Raw genomic sequence first — 19,729 nt, 5'->3', positions numbered from 1 at the left:
CACATGGCTCATCACATGAGTAATCAACGTACTATCCTTCCTGAAATACAGGGCTTGCGAGCTATAGCTGTGGGCCTTGTTCTGCTATTTCACGTCTGGCCCGATCTGGTTCCGGGTGGTTATGTCGGTGTCGATGTCTTCTTTGTTATTTCCGGCTACCTGATTACGGGCCTGCTCGTACGGGCGGCTATACGGGACGGGCGCATCTCACTGATCGATTTCTATGCGCGACGTGCCAGGCGGCTGCTACCGGTGGCGACGCTTGTGCTTGCGGTCACATTTGCTGGAACGCTGATTTTGCTTCCGCAATCGCGCTGGGAGGAGACGGCCATACAGATTGGTGCGAGCGCGCTCTATGTGCAGAATTGGGTTCTTGGATGGCTCGCGGTCGACTATCTCGGTGCCGAAAATGCTGCCAGCCCTGTTCAGCATTTTTGGTCGCTGTCCATTGAGGAACAATTCTATTTCGTGTGGCCGTTGGTGATGATCGCAGCAATGGCTTTGGCGCGGCGTGCCGGTATGCCGTTGCGTCGAGTCTTTCTCGCCGCTCTCGCTGTGATATTCCTCGCATCTTTTGCAGCTTCCGTGTTCGTTACGGAGACAAATCGCGAATGGGCCTATTTTGTCACCCATACGCGGATGTGGGAACTGGCGTTAGGAGGTCTACTTGCGCTGACGATTCATCGATTCAATGCTGGTTCATTGGTTCGCGCAGGCATGGCGAGTGCCGGGCTCGCCGCGATCTTCTATTCTTCTGCAACCTACTCTGCGAACACACCTTTCCCAGGAACTGCTGCCTTGCTTCCCACGATGGGCACGGTTTTAATCATTATGGCAGGCGATATACGCCTGGGGCGCTTCAGAGGACTTGATTCCAAGTGGCTACGCTATATTGGCGACCGGTCCTATTCCATCTATCTGTGGCACTGGCCGCTCATAACCTTCTACGTGGTGGGCCAGCCGCGTGTGGGGCTGATCGACGGTATTGGGCTGATTGCGCTGACGCTTGTTTTGTCGCACCTGTCTTACGAGCATATCGAGCAACGGTTTCGTCATCCGCGCCACATGGAGAAATGGCGTCCGCTAGGTTATGCCGCCGCATCGATCACGGCATGCATACTGGCCGCTGGTGCACTGCAATACAGAGTGACGAGTGAGGCTATCGCGGCAATTCCTGTTGCTGATGCGAACTATCCCGGGCCTGCCGTGCTGCTTGCGGGCGCTCCGGTGCCCGAAGGTATCGACCTTATTCCTCCGATGGCACAGCTCAAGAGTGACCTGCCTGTCGTATACTCCGATAAATGCCATCAGAACCAGGAAAGTGCCGAGCCGATCTTCTGCACGCTAGGCGCTGTCGATAGTGAGGGAACTTTGATTGTGGTCGGTGACTCGCATGCGGCGCACTGGGTGCCGCCCTTGGAGGAGATCGCCACAGAGAGAGGTTTGAGACTGTTGACCTTCACCAAGTCGGCGTGCGCGTTCAGTAGGATCATGTTCAATAAGGGTGGTGAGCCCTATCCCTCATGTTATGAATGGCGCGAGAATGTGTTGAATGAGATCCGCGAGATACAACCCGATATGGTTATTGTTGGACAATCGAAAGGCTATTCGGTTGATGATGATCAAATGTTTGAAGGCGTTCGTGGGATGTGGTCAGATCTAATTGAAACCGGTGCTAGAGTGGTGGCAATCGACGATACGCCATGGATGCCGTTCGTGGCGGGTGATTGTTTGGATAGCAATAAGCAGGATTGTTTCGCGCTGCGCGAGGAGGTTGAGTCGCCAAAGTTATTCGCTTCGTTGGCAGAGGGTTTTGACGGCGTACAAGTCGTTGATATGACAGATGCCATATGCGGTCCGAACCGGTGTGAGGCGCAAGTGGGAAATATCATCGTCTGGCGTGATCGTCATCATTTGACGGCAACTTATGCACGGTCTTTAGCTCCTTATCTGGAGCAGAGTATTGGACTGTAGATCGAGCTTGTTATGCTTTGTGTCTGCACCACCATATCGTGAATTTTACAAGGAGAATGTATGGCTATTCCCTCCCCTTTATTATTTTTCGTAGCAATTAAGGCATGCAAGCCAATATGTTTTTTCGGCATGTTTCGGTATATAAGGTTGCCGTCTTCAGGCGGCTCAGTTTTTGGTTCCTTTGAGGGGCTAGGCTAGCAATATAAAGCCTCCAGCTTTTCCAAGGAGACTTACTTATGATGACGGCTGGATGAATAGAGAAAATGAAACGATTTCCTGATGAGATAATGGAGATGCTACAAGATGCATCTCGCTCTTTCCGTAAAAAATCAGATCGACACTATCTCAAAAGCCAGGGGCTGATTTACTCTGCTTTCTCGGTGGCGGGTTTTTCAGTTGCTCGTGAGCTTGCACAGCGCGATGCAGAAAGCCGTATTCAACAGTTTTCTCTACCGGATACGATATGGCAGGGTGCTCGAGTCTTGGACTTAGGTTGTAATAATGGCGCAATGCTCTTTCAGGCGAGTAATCTTGGGATCCAGTGTGGTCTTGGTATCGAGTATGATCAAGACAAGGTGGAGTTGGCGTTAAAAATAACTAATACTGCTGGTTTGAAAAACCTGGAGTTTCAACAGGGTGATATTGACCAGCTGCTCGCCTCAGATCTTGAGCCTTATGATATTGTCTTTGCCTTGGCAATTGAGCGCCATGTCAATGATGTGGAAAAGCTGTATCTGTTACTGGGGAAGGTAACAAGTAAAGTGCTGTGCTTCGAGGGGAATGGTGGCTGTGATATTGACGTGGTGAAAGAAAAGCTGATTGCTGTGGGTTTCCGAGATTTTTCTTATAAAGGGTTCTGTCAAGACGATGTTGTGCCTTCTAATAATAGGCGCCCAGTTCTTCTGGCCTTTAAATGAGAGGGTGCGATGAAGATTGAGTTGGCTGGTGCTTCAGGAATAGGTAAAACAACAGCCCTAAAACTTATTGGCGATATTATAGCTAGACAGCATGATGCTGCTTCTGGTGACATTTTAACCAAGGCTATCAAAGAATCCGGAGAAAATAAAAGCCATCTGCAGCTGAAGATGGAGGTTGATCAAGCAAGTGTTTTTAAATCATCTTGCTTCATTGATTCGTATCTCGTAGTGATTTCAGAGTTAACGGCCAGTTTCTCTCAAAAAATTAATCTTGTTAGGTTCATTGATAAGCACCTGAAGGATTACCTAGCTCGCCAATTTTTGGATTTCCGCCATTTGGTTATTGATGAAGGATTTGTTCACGCTAGCTTCCCTTTGTCACAATTTTCATGTGATTTAGTAAGTTCTGTTCGCTTTTTTATCGATAATGTTCCCTTGCCAGATGCTGTAATTCAGTTACACGCTAATCCCCAGGTCTTGCTTTATCGTATTCAGCAGAGGGAAAGAGTTGTTAACTCCTACAGGTATAAAAGTGAAGAAAAATTGATATGTCACCTCTCACGGGTGGATTGGTACTTGAGTATTATGGAAAGTGCTCTGCGCAAGCGTGGTTGTCGTGTGCGTCATATTGATGCCAATGGACCTGTCGAGCAGTGGGCAAAGGTACTGGAAGATGTTATTGAGGAAGAGATTTTTATTTATGAGAAGGGGCTAAAGACTCCGGAGCCCCTATGCTAATATAAAAACATCTCAAAGAAGAATAAAAGAGCCCTTTCAGTGGGCCGAACTGCGGGATTGAAGAGGTGTACAGTGCTGGCTGCAATGGCGCTGCATTTCAAATTGTGATTTTGGAGATGATTATGTCGACATCGGACATACCGCTACCTCCCAGCTACGAGGTCCTGCAGCAGCACCTGCAGACTCTGGTCAAGAATCATGTCCGTGAACGAGAATACTTGGCGGAACTGTTAAGCCAGCTGCTGGAAGAAAACGACCGTCTGAAGCGCCGCATCCGAGAGTTGGAGGCCGTGAAGTCGGAAGCCAAAGAGACTGAAGTTCAGGCATCTTCAAAGCCTCCGTGGTCACCTAGAGCAGTGGCACCGGAACGGGCACTTGGCTTGAATTTTTCCCTGCCGAAGCGATGAGCGCTGTATCTTGTGGACCGTGCCGACCAAGTGAATATTTTTATGCTTACTATACTACACTCGATAGAATGGTTGTAAGCGCTATCTGTCATCGTAGTTGTCGATATGTCAGTATTTGAGACACGCGCTTCCTATTTAATGCGATAATATAATAGTGGAAAAAGGATTTATTTTTGAAAATTGCTATTGCCGGTACCGGCTACGTTGGTTTATCCAATGCCATTCTTCTGGCTCAGAATAATGAAGTGGTGGCAATTGATATTGTTTCCGAAAGGGTCGCTACTCAATGACAGACAGTCGCCTATCGAAGATGCTGAAATCTCCGACTTCTTGGCGAACCGTGAGCTGAACTTCACGGCGACACTCGACAAGGAGGCGGCCTACCGGGGGGGCGGACTCCGTGGTGATCGCTACGCCGACTGACTACGAACCGGAGACCAACTATTTTAATACGAGCAGCGTTGAATCGGTAATTCAGGATGTGCTGGATATCAACCCCGACGCGCTGATGGTGATCAAGTCAACCGTGCCGGTAGGCTACACGGCCTGTGCACGTGAGAAGTTCGGCGCCGAAAACCTGATCTTCTCGCCGGAGTTCCTGCGTGAGGGCAAGGCGCTCTACGATAACCTCTATCCCTCGCGAATAATCGTCGGCGAGCGCTCCGAGCGCACCGAGACCTTCGCCAACTTGCTCAAGCAAGGGGCGGTCAAGCAGGATGTGCCGGTACTGTTCACCAACAGCACCGAGGCGGAGGCGATCAAGCTGTTCTCCAACACCTTCCTGGCCATGCGCGTAGCCTACTTCAACGAGCTGGACACCTACGCCGAGACTCATGGATTGGATTCCCGCCAGATTACTGACGGGGTGGGGCTGGATCCGCGGATTGGCAGTCACTACCATAATTCATCGTTTGGCTATGGCGGCTACTGCCTGCCAAAGGATACCAAGCAACTGTTGGCCAATTACCATGAGGTGCCCAACAACCTGATACAGGCCATCGTCGAGGCCAACCGCACACGCAAGGATTTCATTGCCGAGACGGTGCTGTAGCGCAAACCCAAAGTAGTGGGCGTCTACCGGCTAATCATGAAGGCTGGCTCCGACAACTTCCGGGCCAGCGCCATGCAGGGCGTGATGAAGCGCATCAAGGCCAAGGGCGTCGAGGTGGTGGTCTACGAACCGGTACTTAACGAAGAGCAGTTCTTCGGTTCGCGTGTGATTCAGGACTTGGCGGATTTCACGTCACAGGCTGATGTCATCCTCGCCAACCGCATGGTGGAAGAACTAGTCGATGTGGCCGAAAAGGTTTATACCCGGGACCTGTTCGGCAGTGACTAAAGGTATGGTAAAGCACGAGGCATCATTGTTGGTAACAACAGGAAGCCGAGCATTTCATGAGTGCCTATCCAAGGGTGCCGAGTGGAGTTTCAAGCAGAATGCCAAGAGTGTATTGGCTTGGTAGCACTTATCTTCATTTTGTGTTAATGCAGAGCCTTGTTTAATAAATGACTGACCGATTCATGGACTATAGAGATGAAAAATTTCTGTGTACACAATGTGAAGTAATTGTAATCGTTAAGAAAATGAAAGATTAAAATATTTTATAAGTTTTTTTTGTTAGTTTCAGGAAGCCAGCATTTTATTAGCCTATTTCCGAGAGAGAAAGACGTAATGAATTGGAATGCAGTTTTTTCTAGCTTGCTTTAAGGCAATATCGATAAGCCAATTGCTTCAGGTGCGGTTTATTTTTTTATGAGGTTTCGTGATGGAACGATTTACTAGTTGGGCTCTTCAGAAGTTTTTTTATTGCACTCCCGTTCCCGTGAGGCACTTTGTTCGCGACTTGATGCCAGAGGACTGGGTATTCCGAATTCGACGCAATGTGGGCTGGCGAAGCTGGGAGAAAATCGTTGATAGGAGCAGTAAGGCCAAGGAAATTGAAGGCAAACTATGGGGGGGGTTTAGCGAGCAGGCCAAGTCAGACCTTATTGAGCTGCGGGATGATAGTCAGAGAGGCATTACTGAACGTGCTCGTGCTGCCTGGGCCCTAGCGCGTTGGTACCTGGTGGCAAAAGATCATGAGAGCGTTTTAGAAAACTTGCAGTTCTTCAGAAGTGCTCTGCCTGAGCGTTATTGGTATCAATCATTTCGCTTGTTGGAGATTGACTGCATGATGGCATTGGGAGATGTCGCCCTTGCGCGCCATTATGCAGAGGCGGCCCTGCAGAAAAAACCACACAGCCCGCATTACAGGCTGGCGTTAGCTAATACGTACGCTACCACTTCTGAGCATGAAGACTTGGAGGCTGATGATGCAGAGCGGCTGCGATTGATCAATACGATACTTGAGGAGGTGAGGGTATCGTCCATTAAACAGGCTTGCGTCGATAAGCCATTGGCACTCGATAACCTTTGCGGTAGTGATCAACCTTATGATGATAGCCCCATGCCGGATGCTACTGTCAGCATCATCATGCCAGTCTTCAAGGCAGAAGATACACTACCCATCGCCTTGGACAGCTTGTTGGCTCAGACCTGGAAGCAATTGCAAATCATCGTTGTGGATGATTGCAGCCCTGATGATACATTTGAAGTGGCAAAACGCTACAGCCAGAAAGACGCACGAGTTATTGCCGTGAGGCAGCCTTTCAATCAAGGAGCTTACGCAGCACGCAATTTCGGATTACACCATGCCACGGGTGAGTTGGTCACGACACACGATGCGGATGACTGGTCACACCCGCAGAAAATCGAGATTCAGGCTCGGGACTTGTTGGCTACCCGTGGGCGTAAGGCTAATCTGACCCACTGGGTCCGTGCCTTGCCTGAGCTGTATTTCAAGGGTACGTCCCGACCATCGGAACGGCTAGTACAGATGAACCATTCATCGCTGATGATGAGGCGGGAGCTGTTGTTAAAGCTAGGCGGGTGGGATCGTGTCCGCATTACCGGTGATACGGAACTGATCTGGCGCCTGGAGCACCATCCTGAGGGAGATAAGCCAAAGCAGATTTTGGAAGGTATACCGTTATCCTTTGCTCTGGAAGATGTATCTTCGTTGACGCGAAACAGTCGTACACATGTACGCACCATGTTCTATGGGGTTCGTCGAGAATATCGGGAGTCGATAGCCCATTGGCATGAGCACACTCAGAATCACTCTCTCTCTTTATCTAAGCCAGAGGAGAGTCAGGAGACTCCGCCGGAACGCCCGTTCCCAGCGCCGGGATTCATCCACGCCCATCGCATTTCCTGGACGCTGGACCGATTGATGCTGATGGACTTCAACTCACCGGGCCCTGCGTTGCAGCATGCCCTGCAACTGGTTGATGCCTGGGAGGCAGCCGGTTTAAGTGTTGGCGTCTTTCAGTGGCGCTATTACCCACTCGATGTTCGTGAACCGCTCAACGATGACATTCGTGACAGGGCGCTGGCTGGGAAGTTGAAAATCATAACGCCCGGAGAAAGTGTTAGTTCAAATATCACGCTGCTGGCATCAGCTCCATTGGCACATTATGCCATTGATCTTCCTCCGCAAATCGATACACCAAGGATTCAGGTGGTGACGAGTGAAAAATATTGCTGCCTTCAGGCCGAGACGCCTGAAAGTTGGGATGCTGAACGTGTAAAAAATCAATTGGAAAATCTGTTTGAGGTGCCGGCTGTCCTCGGTGAGAATTTCCACGAATGAGATAACTTTGGCGGTCGGGCTGAATGAGATGTCCAAGATCAGATTGCGATTTGTCAATTTTTCGCTGTCTGCTTTTTAAAATCAGGCAGCTGTGAATAATACCTTGATCAGTTTTAGAGAGGGCTTCATGTATACCGATTGGAAGGCAGTGCGTGACACCATGGAGTCATGGCTGCGTCAAGGTGAGTTTGAGCGAGCACATGAAGAGTTACGATCCATGCAGGCTTGTTATCAAGCCTGCGTCGAAACCTGGGCAGATCAAGGTGCCAAGGCACTGAGAGAGGATGCCAAGGCAGCCAGCGAAATGAAGGGAGCACCTCGCTCTAGCACTCCCCTCGATGTTCGTAAAAAGGAATTGATTTACGACTTTTTTAATACTTTGGGGCCTGATTATATCAAGGAGCCCTTGATGGTAAAGGCTCGCAGTCTGAAGCTAAGCCTTGACAATGTACAATCATTTCGGCGTTCGCTGGTAATGCGCAGCAAAGCTCGGGTGTCTTCTAAACTCACTCTTGAGTGGGTTGTCAATAACAAGCAAAAAGCCTATCGCCTTGCAGATTTTCTAGGCCTGCATTATCCAAGTGTCCAAGCCAGTGGTGTTTCCCTAGAACAGATTGATGCATCTTCTTTCGAGAGGGTGGTGATCAAGCCTGAAGGTGAGTCAAGCTCAAAAGGCGTGTTCCTGGTTTTTTCTCCACGACGTATTTATGATGTTTCCGGTGACAAATGGCTCGACTGCGTAAGCGATATGACAAAGAAGATGCAGGATGATTTGTCCAAGCGCCGTATTCGCAACGATAGCTGGATGGTTGAAGAGTTAGTGCTTGAGAATATTGCCGAGGAACTTCCTGGGCGAGATCTGAAATTCTATTGCTTTTATGGTCGTGTGGGGATGGTGTTGGAGATTCGTCGGTGGGGCGGCCGAGCTTACTGTGAGTGGAGTGGAGATGGAAGCCGAATATACTCTGGGAAGTACAGTCGTAACGAGTTCGATGGAGGTGGCGTCACAGAGGAGCAGCTTGAATATGTAAAGTCGATCAGTAAGAAAATTCCTGTGCCTTTCATGAGAATCGATTTCTTGCGCTCCGAGACCGCACCTCACGGGCTCTCTTTCTGCGAATTCACTCCGCGGCCTGGCAACTTTCATGCCTTCGGTGACGAGGTAGACCGCATGTTGGGCCTGGAGTTCCTGCAAGCGGAAGCGCGGTTGGAAAACGACTTGGTGAAGAGGCGCAACTCCTTTCGTGAGTATCGCCAGTTATTGGGTGTTGTAAAATGAACCTGATGAAGGCCAATCAGAGCTTCTGGGTATGGTTCTGGAAGGCATTTCAGGTCCTGCTGCGGAATCGACCGCTCACCACCCTTGCCGTGGTTGCCTTCACGGCAATTGGCAGGGTCACCAGCTTTCTGGCCATGGTGCTTCCTTTGAAGGTAATTTTGTTGGCTGGTTCTAGTGGGGTACCCCGCTATTTTGCTTTCTTTATTTCTCCAGAGGAAAAATGGAATTGGATTATCTATCTCGCCGTTGGAGCCGTTCTCTGTTACGTGCTGACACGTGTGCTTGATGCCCTCTCTGATAGGATGGCCACATCCGCAGGTATCGATATTCTCGAGAAAGCTAATGAGTTGGCGGTGTTCAGTAATCAAGAAGCGGTTGCTAGAGAGTTCTATTCCCGCTTTTGCAAGGTGGTCGCTTGGCTATTGTTCAGTTTTGCTGTCTCCGCGTTGCTGTTATTTGTTTATCCGGAGGTTATGGCATTTCTGTTCGCTATGTTTACATTGCAGATTCTATTCAGTCTATGGGTCTTGTCCGGAAGTGATGATATAAATCCGGGTGCGTTAAAGAGTTGGGTGCAGAATAAGTATCAAGGGTATCTTAGTACACTGCAGTCCATCAATTTTTTGGGGGGATTCTTTGTCATTTTGTTACCGTATTTGCGAGGTATGGATGGTAATATTTTAATTTCTATTGTTGCATTCCTGGCGGTTCGACAGATGTTAAGTGCTTTGAGTGATATGGTCATCGCCTCTGTTCGATTAAATAAGTCTAGGCAACGTGTGAATGCGATCTTGTTTCGAGAACACCGTCTTGAGGATCAGCAGAAGAAAACGCATGTAGAAATTAACGACCTGTTTTCCAAGGAGAAGCGTAGTCGCCTCGTGACCGAGGCTATTGCAGAAGGTGAAGTTCTGTCTCCAGTCGATGCCTGCTGGCAAGACTCAACGATTCCTTCGGTAACTACCTTTGTCATCAAGGTAAACCAATCCGCGCCTGTTAATGAGCTATCTCAATGGTGCCAGATGCATGTGTATTCATATAAGGTCGCGTATCAGCTAGAGAATGAAGAGCGCCTATTTAACTATTTACCCCGCGCGCGCCTATGGGCACCAGAATTGGTGGCGCGCTTTAGAGAATCACATTTTCAATGCCAAGTGGTGGAGTACGGTTCTGGTCAGCCAGTTGGCGGAGATTGGAAGAATATTGAACCGTCATTGTATGAACATCTTTGGTCTATAACACCAGGGGTGGAGCTTCTTCATGCCTATAATGCCTCGCAGTTGCTCATGCACCAGCGACTGAATACGAAATTTTTTGATCGCATTGATATTGCACTGGATACTGATGAGGATAGCGCGAGGAAAGATGAGTTCATGGCCGCGCTGCCTAGGCTTACTGAATTGGTGGAGGCTGTCCCTCTGTATGTCTATAATCCGATGGCCAATGCTGCGAATGTCGTAAAAAAGGCCGACGGTAAGGGGGTGTTAATCACCACTTGGGGGAAGTGGAAGTTAGAGCCGATCGGGGTGCAGTTGCCCAGTCTAGATGGCGACGAACTTTCTTGGATGCTGTTGCAAGTTCGCAAACACCGCCATGATATTCCGGGTTGGTTTGGTGTCAATGAGCTTTACTTGGTCAATGGGTGCAGGCGACTCGAATCCCTTGTACAAAAAAATCAGTTCAAGAAAGCCTTGGAACTAATGCCTGAGATTGTGGATAAGTTAAAAGGCTTGGGAGGAGACGTCTCTTCTCCAACTGCAAGAGATTTAAATTTTCGGTGATGCTTTTTTCAGGCAGCTTGGCCTGGGTGCAGCGAGGTGATATATTTTGTTGTCAACTCTAACGATAATGTTTTCACCTTATAAGTTATTTTTTCGTTTCTTAAGACGAGACAGTTTAAGAAGACTTTGTTAAGGCCTGTGTGCCATTGAAAGTGTACCGCTACCGTCGCGCTGATCCCGGAGGTGCTTGTCTGCCATCCTCAACCGGCATCAGAGACTGAAGAAACCAAGGCACTGGACAGCAAAGTGAAAGATTTATGAGTATATTTGTACGGCCGATTGTTTCGGTTATCGTTCCCACCTACCGCGACTGGGGAAGTCTCGAAAAGTGCCTAAGGGGCCTGGCTAGACAGGACTATCCCTCGGATTGCGTTGAGGTGCTGGTGGTCAACAATGCGCCGCAGGAGTCTGCTCCACTTGGCATAATATTGCAAAACTATGTGCGGCTGATCGGCGAGACGGCGCCGGGCTCCTACGCGGCGCGTAATTGTGGCATTGCTGAGGCGGAAGGAGAGGTGCTGGCTTTTCTCGATGCCGACTGCGTGGCAGAGCCGGTCTGGCTGAAAACGGCGCTGGCCTGCATGGGAACCCATGGCGCCGATCTGGTAGCGGGGCACATTACCTTGTTCTATCAGGACAATAAGCTGACTCCAGCAGAGTGCTACGAGAAGGCCTTTGCCTTCCGCCAGGCGAAGAACGTGGAGCAGGGGGTGGCCGTAACCGCCAACCTGATCGTCAGGCGAGAAGTATTTGAAGCCGTCGGTAATTTTGATGAGGGCATGATGTCTGGCGGTGATTTCGAATGGACCCGCCGGGCTACGGCGGCCGGCTACAGGCTAACCTATTGCCCGGCTGCGGTGGTTCGCCATCCGGCACGTAGCACGCTTGCTTCCCTGGCGCAGAAGGCTAGGCGTGTCTCCGCCGGGAGCATGGTGCTGCATGACGAGAGCGGCGCTCTGCAGGGGAGTGGTCGTGTAATGGGGAATTTCGGCAATGATCTGCGTGAGTTGCTGAAACGCAGTGACATGAGTTGGCGTGAACGAAGCTGGGCATTCGGGGTGCTGGTATACCTGAAAGGCATCAAGCTGCACCAGCGCCTGGCCATGCGCTTCGGCACCCGCAAGGCAAGGGAGCTCCCACGGTGAGGGTACTGCTGGTGGCCTCTTTCGGTGGGCACTGGGTGCAACTGCAACGGCTGGCAGCGATGCTGGAGGTGGACGAGCAGGTCTTCGTTTCCACCGCCGAGGCGCAGCACGGTGGCGCGTCTTACTATCTCGATGATTTCAGTGTGCGTGAGCTGTGGCGGGGTGTGCGTCAGCTGCCCCGAGCCATCGGTATCGTGCGCCGGATCTGGCCGGATCTGATCATCAGCACCGGCGCGGCGCCGGGGCTGCTGGTGCTCTTCGCCGGCTTCCTGTTGGGCAAGAAGACACTCTGGGTGGACAGCATCGCCAACTGTCGCAGGCTCTCCCTTTCCGGGCGCGTGGCCAAGCTGTTTGCCAGCCAGGTGCTCACCCAGTGGCCCAAACTGGCCTCGGGTCGCGTGCGCTACCTGGGGAGGCTGCTGTGAGAGTTCTTTTCGCCGCCGGCACCCAATTTCCCTTCCCCCGCATGGACCGGGTAGTGCTCGAGGTCGCACGCCAGAGGCCGAACTGGTCATTGGTCTATCAGGCGGGCCCGGGCGCGGACCTTGAAGCGTTTCAATCCTTGAGCAACCTGCTGGTGCAGCCACTTTTCGCGGGTGAACACTACCAACGCCTGTTCGCCGAGGCCGATCTGGTGGTCACCCATGCCGGCATGGGAAACATCCTGGCCTGCCTGGAGCAGGGCAAACCATTCTTGATGTTGCCACGCCGCGCTGGGCTGAGAGAGCATCGCAATGATCACCAGCAGGATACGGCCGAGGCTATCACCGACCTCTATGACGTGCCCTTTCACGAGGAGACGGACTCCCTCATCGCAGCCATTCTCGCGTATGATGGCGTCGCATCAGGTAGTGCCTCCCTTAAAGAGTCAATACGCTTTCAGCGCCTAGCGTTCGGGAAGAATCTCAACGCGCTGATTCGAACCCTATAGATTTAAGCGTACTCATGGACAGAAGTTTTGCAGGAATCTCAGAGCGGTACCCGGCGCAGCTGATCGTGCCGGTGGTAGATATCATCGCCATGTTGGCGGGGGCCCTGCTGGCCAATTGGTTTCGCTTCGAGACCTTCGAACTGCACGAGCGCTACTGGCTGGCCACGACCATAATGGCCCTGCTGTTGGTGTTGCTGAACCTGATGCAGGGGGCCTACACACGCTGGCGGATCACTAGCATTCCGACCTTGCTGGCCAAGCTATGCTTGGTGTGGGCTACCGTAGCGATCATTGCGGCCTCCTTGATCTTCTTCGCCCATGCCGCCGAGCGCTTTTCGCGATTATGGATCGGCGGGGCCCTCCTGATCTCCTTTGGGATCTCGGCTTCCGCCCGGGTAGCCGCCCAGGTTGTACTTCGGCGGGCTCGCCGCTTCGGGCGCGCACGCCGTTCGGTATTCCTGGTGGGGCCCTCCGAGCTGCTACTGCTGGTGGGGAAGGGGATGCGAAATGCCCCGGCGGAGGGGTATTCGATTGCAGGGGTCCAGCGTGTTGCCGGGACGTTGGGCCCCGATGAGTTAGATCGGCTAGAAAGGCGAGTCGTGGGCTCAGGGGCGCGCGAGGTATGGATCTGCGTTCCTCTGGAGATGGGCGGCATCGTGCGATCCATTTTCTATGTATTGCGCCACCATACATTGGAGGTGCGTTTCATCCCGGATTTCCGCGGCATGCAGCTGCTCAATCATCGCATGAGCGAGGTGGCGGGGCACCTGGCCGTGGACCTCAGCGTGACGCCGCTGGACGGCCTGGCGCGCATCGTCAAGCGCTTGGAGGATTTGACCCTCGGCGCCCTGATTACCCTCCTGATCATTCCCGTGTGCCTGGCCATTGCAATTGCCATCAAAGTGACTTCACCGGGGCCCGTGCTGTTCAAGCAGTACCGCACCGGGTCTAACGGGCGTCGCTTCAAGGTCTACAAGTTTCGTTCCATGGTCTTGCATGAAGAGCGCAACGGTCAGGTCACCCAGGCACGGCGCGATGATCCCCGGGTTACCCGGGTAGGCGCCTTCCTTCGCCGCACCTCCTTGGATGAATTGCCGCAGTTTTATAACGTGCTGCAGGGGCGCATGTCGATCGTGGGTCCCAGGCCACACGCCCTGGCACATAATGTGTACTACATGGATATCGTGGAGTCCTACATGAAGCGCCACAAGGTCAAGCCTGGCATCACCGGCTGGGCACAGGTGAAGGGCTACCGCGGTGAGACGGATACCGTGGAGAAGATGGAGAAGCGTGTTGCCTGTGACCTCTGGTATATCGACAACTGGTCACTGTGGCTCGACCTGCGCATCATCTTGATGACGATCTACAAGGGTTTTTACTCGAAATCGGCGTATTGACCGGTGGGTCAAGAATTCTCACGCAAGGGACAAGGGATGAAATTGAGTGATCTTTGACAAGCGCCTAGCCGTGAATCTCGTACTTGCGACTACCTTTCTGGTGCTGGCGCTTTTAGTATCTACACCGTTGCGTGTTCACGCGTTTATAGCCCTGCTGCTGCTCTATGCAATTGCTTTTCTGATCCATCACCGTCGCCAGCTCAGTTTCACAAGGCATGACGGTGTCGTTGTGGTAATGCTTTCCCTCTATGCATTGAGCCATCTGCCGGTCTTTGTGCTGGATGGCTACTCCTGGCGCTACCTCAGCCCTGGCTTGCACATGGTCGGGGTGATTCCCATCTACCTGATGCTCCGGCACTGCTGGGAAGAGATCGAGACCGAGCGGTTCCGGACCATGCTGGAGTATGGCGCCTTTCTGGGTGCGCTGGGTGGTGGTCTGTTGGCGTTCTTTCAGGCCTATTGGCTTGGACTGGAGAAGGTCGACGGCTTCCTCTTTCATATCAATTTTGGCTATCTGGTGGGGTCACTCTTCTTTCTGCAGGTGGCGCTGTGGCCGAGCTCTTGCCGCAGAGGCATGTTGACAGTAGGTATCGCCCTGGCACTTGCCGCAACCCTGTTGAGCACTGCGCGGGGCGCCTATTTCGCGATTCCTATTGTGCTGGGGAGTGTGGCGTTGCTTCACTGGCGTCGGATCGGAGTCAGGAAACTTGCCTTGGGCACCTTGGCGTTCTGTGTGATGGCCGTAGCCAGCTACCAGTTTGTGCCCCTGGTCGAGACGCGCGTCGACTACACCGTCGAGGAAATCACAAGAACCCTTGAAGGGGATGTCAGGCACTCCAGTGGTGGCCGTCTGCGCCTATGGGTGCTCGCCATCGAAGCCTTCAAGGAGCGGCCACTTATCGGGCTGACTTACGGGGAGCGGGAAGCACTGAACGAGTCACTGGTGGGTACCGGCATCATCAACCAGTGGGTGGCCACAATCAGTCGCGGGCACGCCCATAGTCAGTATTTCGAGACGCTGGCAACCGGGGGCCTCATTGGTATGGCGGCGCTGTTCGGCTACCTGATCTTTCCTGGGCTTTACTTTTTCATTCGACATATCAGGACTCCAAGCGATGACTTTGCTCTTGTCGGAATGGTCTTCAGCTTTGGCTTTATCGTCTTCTGCCTGACGGAGGTTGCCCTTCAGCACGAGATGATAGGCACCTACTATGCGTATATGTTGGTGCTGCTCTATGTCATGTCGTGCAAGCGAGAACAGGACGCCAGAGTCCGCGTCACTAGAACCACCGACCAAAGGGGCGTCAATTGAGGACCTTGGTCGTGGTGCGCTCTCTCAAGATGGGTGGCATGGAGCGCGTGGCTGTAAACCTGGCCGATGCGTTCGCTCAGGCAGGGCATGAAAGCCATCTGGTAAGCCTGGCTCGCGTTACGCATCCTCTCGCTCCCGAAGAGCCGGGCGTGGTGTCTCATGTGCTGCCGCTAAAGCGTTGGGCAAGGATGACCGTCATAGGTTTTATTCTGGAGTTATTGGCCAGGCTGCTACTTAACCCACTACTCAAGCGCTCCTTGTTCTTGGGCTCAGGCGTTATGGGGGGCGTGGTTTTTCGCCTCTGGTTGCACCGCTTCGAGGCCCGTCATGGCCGAGTTGATCAGATTATCTTCCGCGGAATTGGCACCTTCGAGATGGTGTGGAGCTTTCGTGACGCCCGGGCCTGCTATGTGCTCGAGAATATCCTCCAGGATCGTGGTCCTCGCTGGCGAAAGCGGTTGTTTGCGAGATGCCTTTACCAGGGCCGGCATCTGGTGGCGGTTTCCTCTGGCGTGGCGGAAAGCGTGCGCGAGGCCATGGCGTCATGGCCTTTTACGCCGGCTTCGCTTCGGGTGGTCGTCAATCCTTGTCCGATCTCAAGCATTCGTCGTCAGATGATGGAAGGTGACCCCGACCTTCCGGTAGGCCCCTACATCGTGACGGTCGCACGTCTGGTGCCGGCCAAGGACCAGGCGCTGTTGATCAGGGCCTATGCGCGATCCGGTGTGGAGATGCCGCTGGTACTAGTGGGCGATGGTCAGGAGCGTCTGCGCCTGGAATCCCTGGCCGCCGAGCTGGGCGTGGAGCAGCGAGTCATCTTCGCGGGGCAGCGCAGCAACCCTTACCCTTGGATGCATCATGCACGGCTGTTTGTGCTCAGTTCCCGCTTCGAAGGTATGGGTATCGTACTGTTCGAGGCCCTGGCCTGCGGTACGCCGGTGCTGAGCGTGGATTGCCCTGGGGGTATCCGCGAGATTCTCAAGGGGGAGTTGAAGGGCTGCGTCGTGCCTCATGATGAGGAGAGCCTGGTGCAGGGGATCGCCTTGAGTGTTCATGGGGCCAAGCCTCCCATCAAGGAGGCATGGCTGGACGATTTCCGACCTGAAACGGTGGCCGATCAGTTCCTTCAGGAGCCCGAAGGCCGCTAGTTTCGAGTCTCCGGTGATGAGTGCTGGGGAGAGGCGTCGCTGACAACAGCCGTGTTGTGCTGTTGGCGGGTCCATTTCCCTTCTGCTTTGTCGATGTACTGGAAATACTCGTTGGTAAAGCTACCCTGGTGGACAGCGTGGCGGTAGGAAACCGTCGGCACGATTGCCTTGTCGAGCACTTTATTGAAGACGCCTGGACCAGTGGTGTCGAACACGCCGGTGACGGTATCGCCGGTAATGTTCTTGATGATCTGGTCGATCACCGCTTGCATGTGCGGATTACCCGGCGCGCTGGCGATGAAGTAGTTGCTGAGTTCACCGCGGCGAGTGGTGACATACAGCTCCTCTCGCTCGGCGCCCAGTACGCAGGAGAGCGGCCAGACTTGGTGGGCGTCGATGTCCAGATAGACCCCACCGAACTTCTGTAGTACCAGCAGGCGCCACAGATCGGCCTGGGCGGCGCCGATCTGCAGTCGCTCGTAGTGTGGCAGGATCTCTGGGTAGTGCTCGGCAATGAACTCTCGGCGGGCCTCGGTGATCATGAAGCGGTAGTCGAAGCGCGGCGCCATCAGGCGGTTGAACAGGTAGTTGAGGTAGACCGGTAGCGTCACCCGGTTGGTGAAATTGGTCTGCCAGATGATGCGGGGAATGCGACTGGGTTTACCGCCCTTGAGCAGCGGGGCGGCTTGTTCGGGAAGCGTGAAGCGCTTGTTGGGCAGCAGCCAGTGGAAGGGGTAGCTCAGCACCTTGGTGATGTTGGCCAGAAGCTTGATCACTCGGCTGGTGGCGACAATCAGTGGTTTTTTCATATGACCTCCGCCCACAGGTCATACTCGTCGGCGTGGGTCACCCGGGCGCGTACGATCTCCCCCGGGGCCAGCTCGTGGCCGCTCTCCAGAAACACCATGCCGTCGATCTCGGGGGCGTCGGCGGCGCTGCGCCCGATGGGGCCTTCGTCGGTGATCTCGTCCACCAGTACCTCGATCTCGCGGCCGATCTTGGCCTGTAGGCGGGCGGCGGAGATCTGCTGCTGGTGGGCCATGAAGCGCTCCCAGCGCTGCTGCTTGATCTCATCCGGCACCGGTTCTAGATCCAGGTCGTTGGCGGGGGCGCCCTCCACCGGGGAGTATTGGAAGCAGCCAACGCGGTCGAGCTGGGCCTCGGTGAGCCAGTCGAGCAGGTACTGGAAGTCCTCCTCGGTCTCGCCGGGGAAGCCGACGATGAAGGTGGAGCGGATGGTGAGCTCGGGGCAGATCTCTCGCCAACGCTTGATCCGTGCCAGCGTCTTGTCTTCAAAAGCCGGGCGCTTCATGGCCTTGAGCACCCTGGGGCTCGCGTGCTGGAAGGGGATATCCAGGTAGGGCAGGATTTTGCCCTCGGCCATCAGCGGGATCAGCTCGTCCACGTGGGGGTAGGGGTAGACGTAGTGCAGGCGCACCCAGATGCCGAGCTCGCCGAGCGCCTCGCAAAGCTCGGTCATGCGGGTCTTGACCGGGCGGCCGTTCCAGAAACCGGTGCGGTACTTGAGATCGACCCCGTAGGCGCTGGTGTCCTGGGAGATCACCAGCAGCTCCTTCACACCGGCACGGGCCAGACCCTCGGCTTCCTTCAGCACCTCACCTACCGGGCGGCTGACCAGCTTGCCGCGCATGCTGGGGATGATGCAGAAGCTGCAGCTGTGGTTGCAGCCTTCGGAGATCTTCAGGTAGGCGTAGTGGCGCGGGGTGAGCTTGATGCCCTGGGGCGGCACCAGGTCGATGCGCGGGTCGTGATCCTGGCGCGGCGGCACGACGTCGTGCACGGCGTTCACCACCTGCTCGTACTGCTGGGGCCCGGTCACCGCCAGCACGCTGGGGTGCACGTCGCGGATGGCGCCTTCCTCCACGCCCATGCAGCCGGTGACGATCACCCGGCCATTCTCGGCGATCGCTTCGCCGATGGCGTCCAGCGATTCCGCCTTGGCGCTATCGATGAAGCCGCAGGTATTGACCACCACCACGTCGGCGTCGTCGTAGCTGGGCACGATCTCGTAGCCCTCGGTGCGCAGCTGGGTGAGGATGCGTTCTGAATCCACCAGCGCCTTGGGGCAACCCAGCGAGACGAAACCGACCTTGGGTGTGGACATGCAATTGACCTTCGCTTGATGATACGGGCAGGGTAAGCGCAGAATTCTACCGGTCTCACCGAGCCCAGGGAACCGCCTATGGCCACCATTGAACACAGCGCGATCCTCAAGGCACCGCCGGAACGGGTTTTTGCCCTGCTGGAGCGGGTGGAGGACTTCGCCGATTATTCCGACCTGATCCACGCCATCGAGCCGCTGGGCGATAACCGCTACCGCTGGCATGTGCACGCGGTGGGGCGCGACTGGCACTTCGATGTGGCCGTGACCGAATCCCGCTCGCCCGAGGTGCTGGCCTGGGAGTCGCTGGATGGGGTCAAGAACCAGGGGTGCTATCGGCTGAGGGCAGTGGACGGGGGCACCGAGGTGGCGCTGACGTTGACCTATGTGCTGCGCAACAAGCTGATGGAGAAGGCCGTCAACAAGGCCGCCAAGCCGCTGGTGAGCCGGGTGAGTCGACAGATCCTCGAGCGGGTGGGGGAAAGGCTATAGCTTCTTCCTGCCTGATGTGAAAATTCTATTAGGCTGCTATCTACGTATTCCTCATCGGTGGCCCTATGATGTTGGTATCGAGGCCGTCGGCCTCAAAGAGGAATCCGCCATGATCAAGGGGCTGCTGTGGTGCTTCGCCATCCTGGCGTTGCAGCTTGGCCTTTTGCGCTACATCGATATACGTGTGGCGGCCATGCCGCGGCTGCAGGATCCACCGGAAGAACCCGGCCAGGAAGACCTGCCGAAGTTGCCGGGTTGATTAGCCAGTTGGTAACCCCGCCGGGCGGCTTCGCCGCCATTCGCCGGGCATCGTCCAGCTCCCACCAGTCGTTCGAAGCGATAGTGACTCCGCCATTCGCCGGGCGGAGTCCAGCTCCCATCAATAACTTGAGGG

General features: G+C 54.1%; 17 protein-coding genes and 1 pseudogene. 16 read left to right on the top strand and 2 right to left on the bottom strand.

Annotated features, from left to right (window positions below; all coding sequences use genetic code 11):
- The first annotated feature begins 15 nt into the window (after positions 1–15).
- From ACR80S_RS12325 to ACR80S_RS12260, 14 genes and pseudogenes are all read left to right on the top strand, one after another.
- On the top strand, positions 16–1,974 hold the full coding sequence (locus ACR80S_RS12325) for an acyltransferase family protein (protein ID WP_435403325.1): 1,959 nt from the start codon (positions 16–18) through the stop codon (positions 1,972–1,974).
- A gap of 263 nt (positions 1,975–2,237) precedes the next feature.
- Entirely contained in the window at positions 2,238–2,891 is a 654-nt protein-coding gene (locus ACR80S_RS12320; RefSeq protein WP_435403324.1) for a class I SAM-dependent methyltransferase, read from the top strand.
- 9 nt (positions 2,892–2,900) lie between these two features.
- Positions 2,901–3,629: a nucleoside/nucleotide kinase family protein gene (locus ACR80S_RS12315; protein WP_435403323.1), complete on the top strand. Its 729-nt coding sequence runs from the start codon at positions 2,901–2,903 to the stop codon at positions 3,627–3,629.
- Between the two features lie 122 nt (positions 3,630–3,751).
- Positions 3,752–4,036 carry a hypothetical protein gene (locus tag ACR80S_RS12310; RefSeq protein ID WP_435403322.1) on the top strand — a complete coding sequence of 95 codons (285 nt, stop codon included), beginning with the start codon at positions 3,752–3,754 and terminating at the stop codon, positions 4,034–4,036.
- A gap of 173 nt (positions 4,037–4,209) precedes the next feature.
- Positions 4,210–5,375: pseudogene (locus ACR80S_RS12305) on the top strand (nucleotide sugar dehydrogenase).
- 427 nt (positions 5,376–5,802) lie between these two features.
- Positions 5,803–7,728: a glycosyltransferase family 2 protein gene (locus ACR80S_RS12300; RefSeq protein ID WP_435403321.1), complete on the top strand. Its 1,926-nt coding sequence runs from the start codon at positions 5,803–5,805 to the stop codon at positions 7,726–7,728.
- A 127-nt stretch (positions 7,729–7,855) separates the two neighbouring features.
- Positions 7,856–9,007: an ATP-grasp fold amidoligase family protein gene (locus ACR80S_RS12295; RefSeq protein WP_435403320.1), complete on the top strand. Its 1,152-nt coding sequence runs from the start codon at positions 7,856–7,858 to the stop codon at positions 9,005–9,007.
- Positions 9,004–10,788 carry a hypothetical protein gene (locus ACR80S_RS12290; RefSeq protein ID WP_435403319.1) on the top strand — a complete coding sequence of 595 codons (1,785 nt, stop codon included), beginning with the start codon at positions 9,004–9,006 and terminating at the stop codon, positions 10,786–10,788. The genes ACR80S_RS12295 and ACR80S_RS12290 overlap by 4 nt, the downstream gene beginning before the upstream one ends.
- Before the next feature lie 257 nt (positions 10,789–11,045).
- A complete protein-coding gene (locus ACR80S_RS12285) occupies positions 11,046–11,933 on the top strand; it encodes a glycosyltransferase family 2 protein (RefSeq protein WP_435403318.1) in 888 nt (295 codons plus the stop codon).
- Entirely contained in the window at positions 11,930–12,358 is a 429-nt protein-coding gene (locus tag ACR80S_RS12280; RefSeq protein WP_435403317.1) for an oligosaccharide biosynthesis protein Alg14, read from the top strand. Before ACR80S_RS12285 ends, ACR80S_RS12280 begins: the two co-directional genes overlap by 4 nt.
- On the top strand, positions 12,355–12,864 hold the full coding sequence (locus ACR80S_RS12275; protein ID WP_435403316.1) for a glycosyltransferase: 510 nt from the start codon (positions 12,355–12,357) through the stop codon (positions 12,862–12,864). The genes ACR80S_RS12280 and ACR80S_RS12275 overlap by 4 nt, the downstream gene beginning before the upstream one ends.
- A 14-nt stretch (positions 12,865–12,878) precedes the next feature.
- Positions 12,879–14,261 carry an undecaprenyl-phosphate glucose phosphotransferase gene (locus ACR80S_RS12270; protein ID WP_435403315.1) on the top strand — a complete coding sequence of 461 codons (1,383 nt, stop codon included), beginning with the start codon at positions 12,879–12,881 and terminating at the stop codon, positions 14,259–14,261.
- Positions 14,262–14,307: 46 nt separating this feature from the next.
- Positions 14,308–15,573 carry an O-antigen ligase family protein gene (locus ACR80S_RS12265; protein WP_435403314.1) on the top strand — a complete coding sequence of 422 codons (1,266 nt, stop codon included), beginning with the start codon at positions 14,308–14,310 and terminating at the stop codon, positions 15,571–15,573.
- 11 nt (positions 15,574–15,584) lie between these two features.
- Entirely contained in the window at positions 15,585–16,721 is a 1,137-nt protein-coding gene (locus ACR80S_RS12260; protein ID WP_435403313.1) for a glycosyltransferase, read from the top strand.
- Here the strand turns inward: ACR80S_RS12260 and ACR80S_RS12255 are convergent.
- Together ACR80S_RS12255 and rimO are read right to left on the bottom strand one after the other, a co-directional pair.
- Complete coding sequence (locus ACR80S_RS12255) at positions 16,718–17,530, bottom strand: glycosyltransferase family 32 protein (protein ID WP_435403312.1); 813 nt, start codon at positions 17,528–17,530, stop codon at positions 16,718–16,720. The two genes, ACR80S_RS12260 and ACR80S_RS12255, sit on opposite strands and share 4 nt — an antisense overlap.
- Positions 17,527–18,846: a 30S ribosomal protein S12 methylthiotransferase RimO gene (gene rimO / locus ACR80S_RS12250; protein WP_435403311.1), complete on the bottom strand. Its 1,320-nt coding sequence runs from the start codon at positions 18,844–18,846 to the stop codon at positions 17,527–17,529. The genes ACR80S_RS12255 and rimO overlap by 4 nt, the downstream gene beginning before the upstream one ends.
- 78 nt (positions 18,847–18,924) lie before the next feature.
- On the opposite strand from rimO, the gene ACR80S_RS12245 reads away from it, so the two are divergent.
- Positions 18,925–19,335 carry an SRPBCC family protein gene (locus ACR80S_RS12245; RefSeq protein ID WP_435400122.1) on the top strand — a complete coding sequence of 137 codons (411 nt, stop codon included), beginning with the start codon at positions 18,925–18,927 and terminating at the stop codon, positions 19,333–19,335.
- 109 nt (positions 19,336–19,444) lie between these two features.
- Entirely contained in the window at positions 19,445–19,594 is a 150-nt protein-coding gene (locus tag ACR80S_RS12240) for a hypothetical protein (protein WP_435403310.1), read from the top strand.
- Positions 19,595–19,729: the final 135 nt, after the last annotated feature.

This window comes from Halomonas salsilacus, assembly GCF_051216275.1.
Taxonomy (GTDB): domain Bacteria; phylum Pseudomonadota; class Gammaproteobacteria; order Pseudomonadales; family Halomonadaceae; genus Halomonas.
Note: the sequence above shows the minus strand (reverse complement) of the source record. Positions and strands in the feature narration are given on the sequence as shown.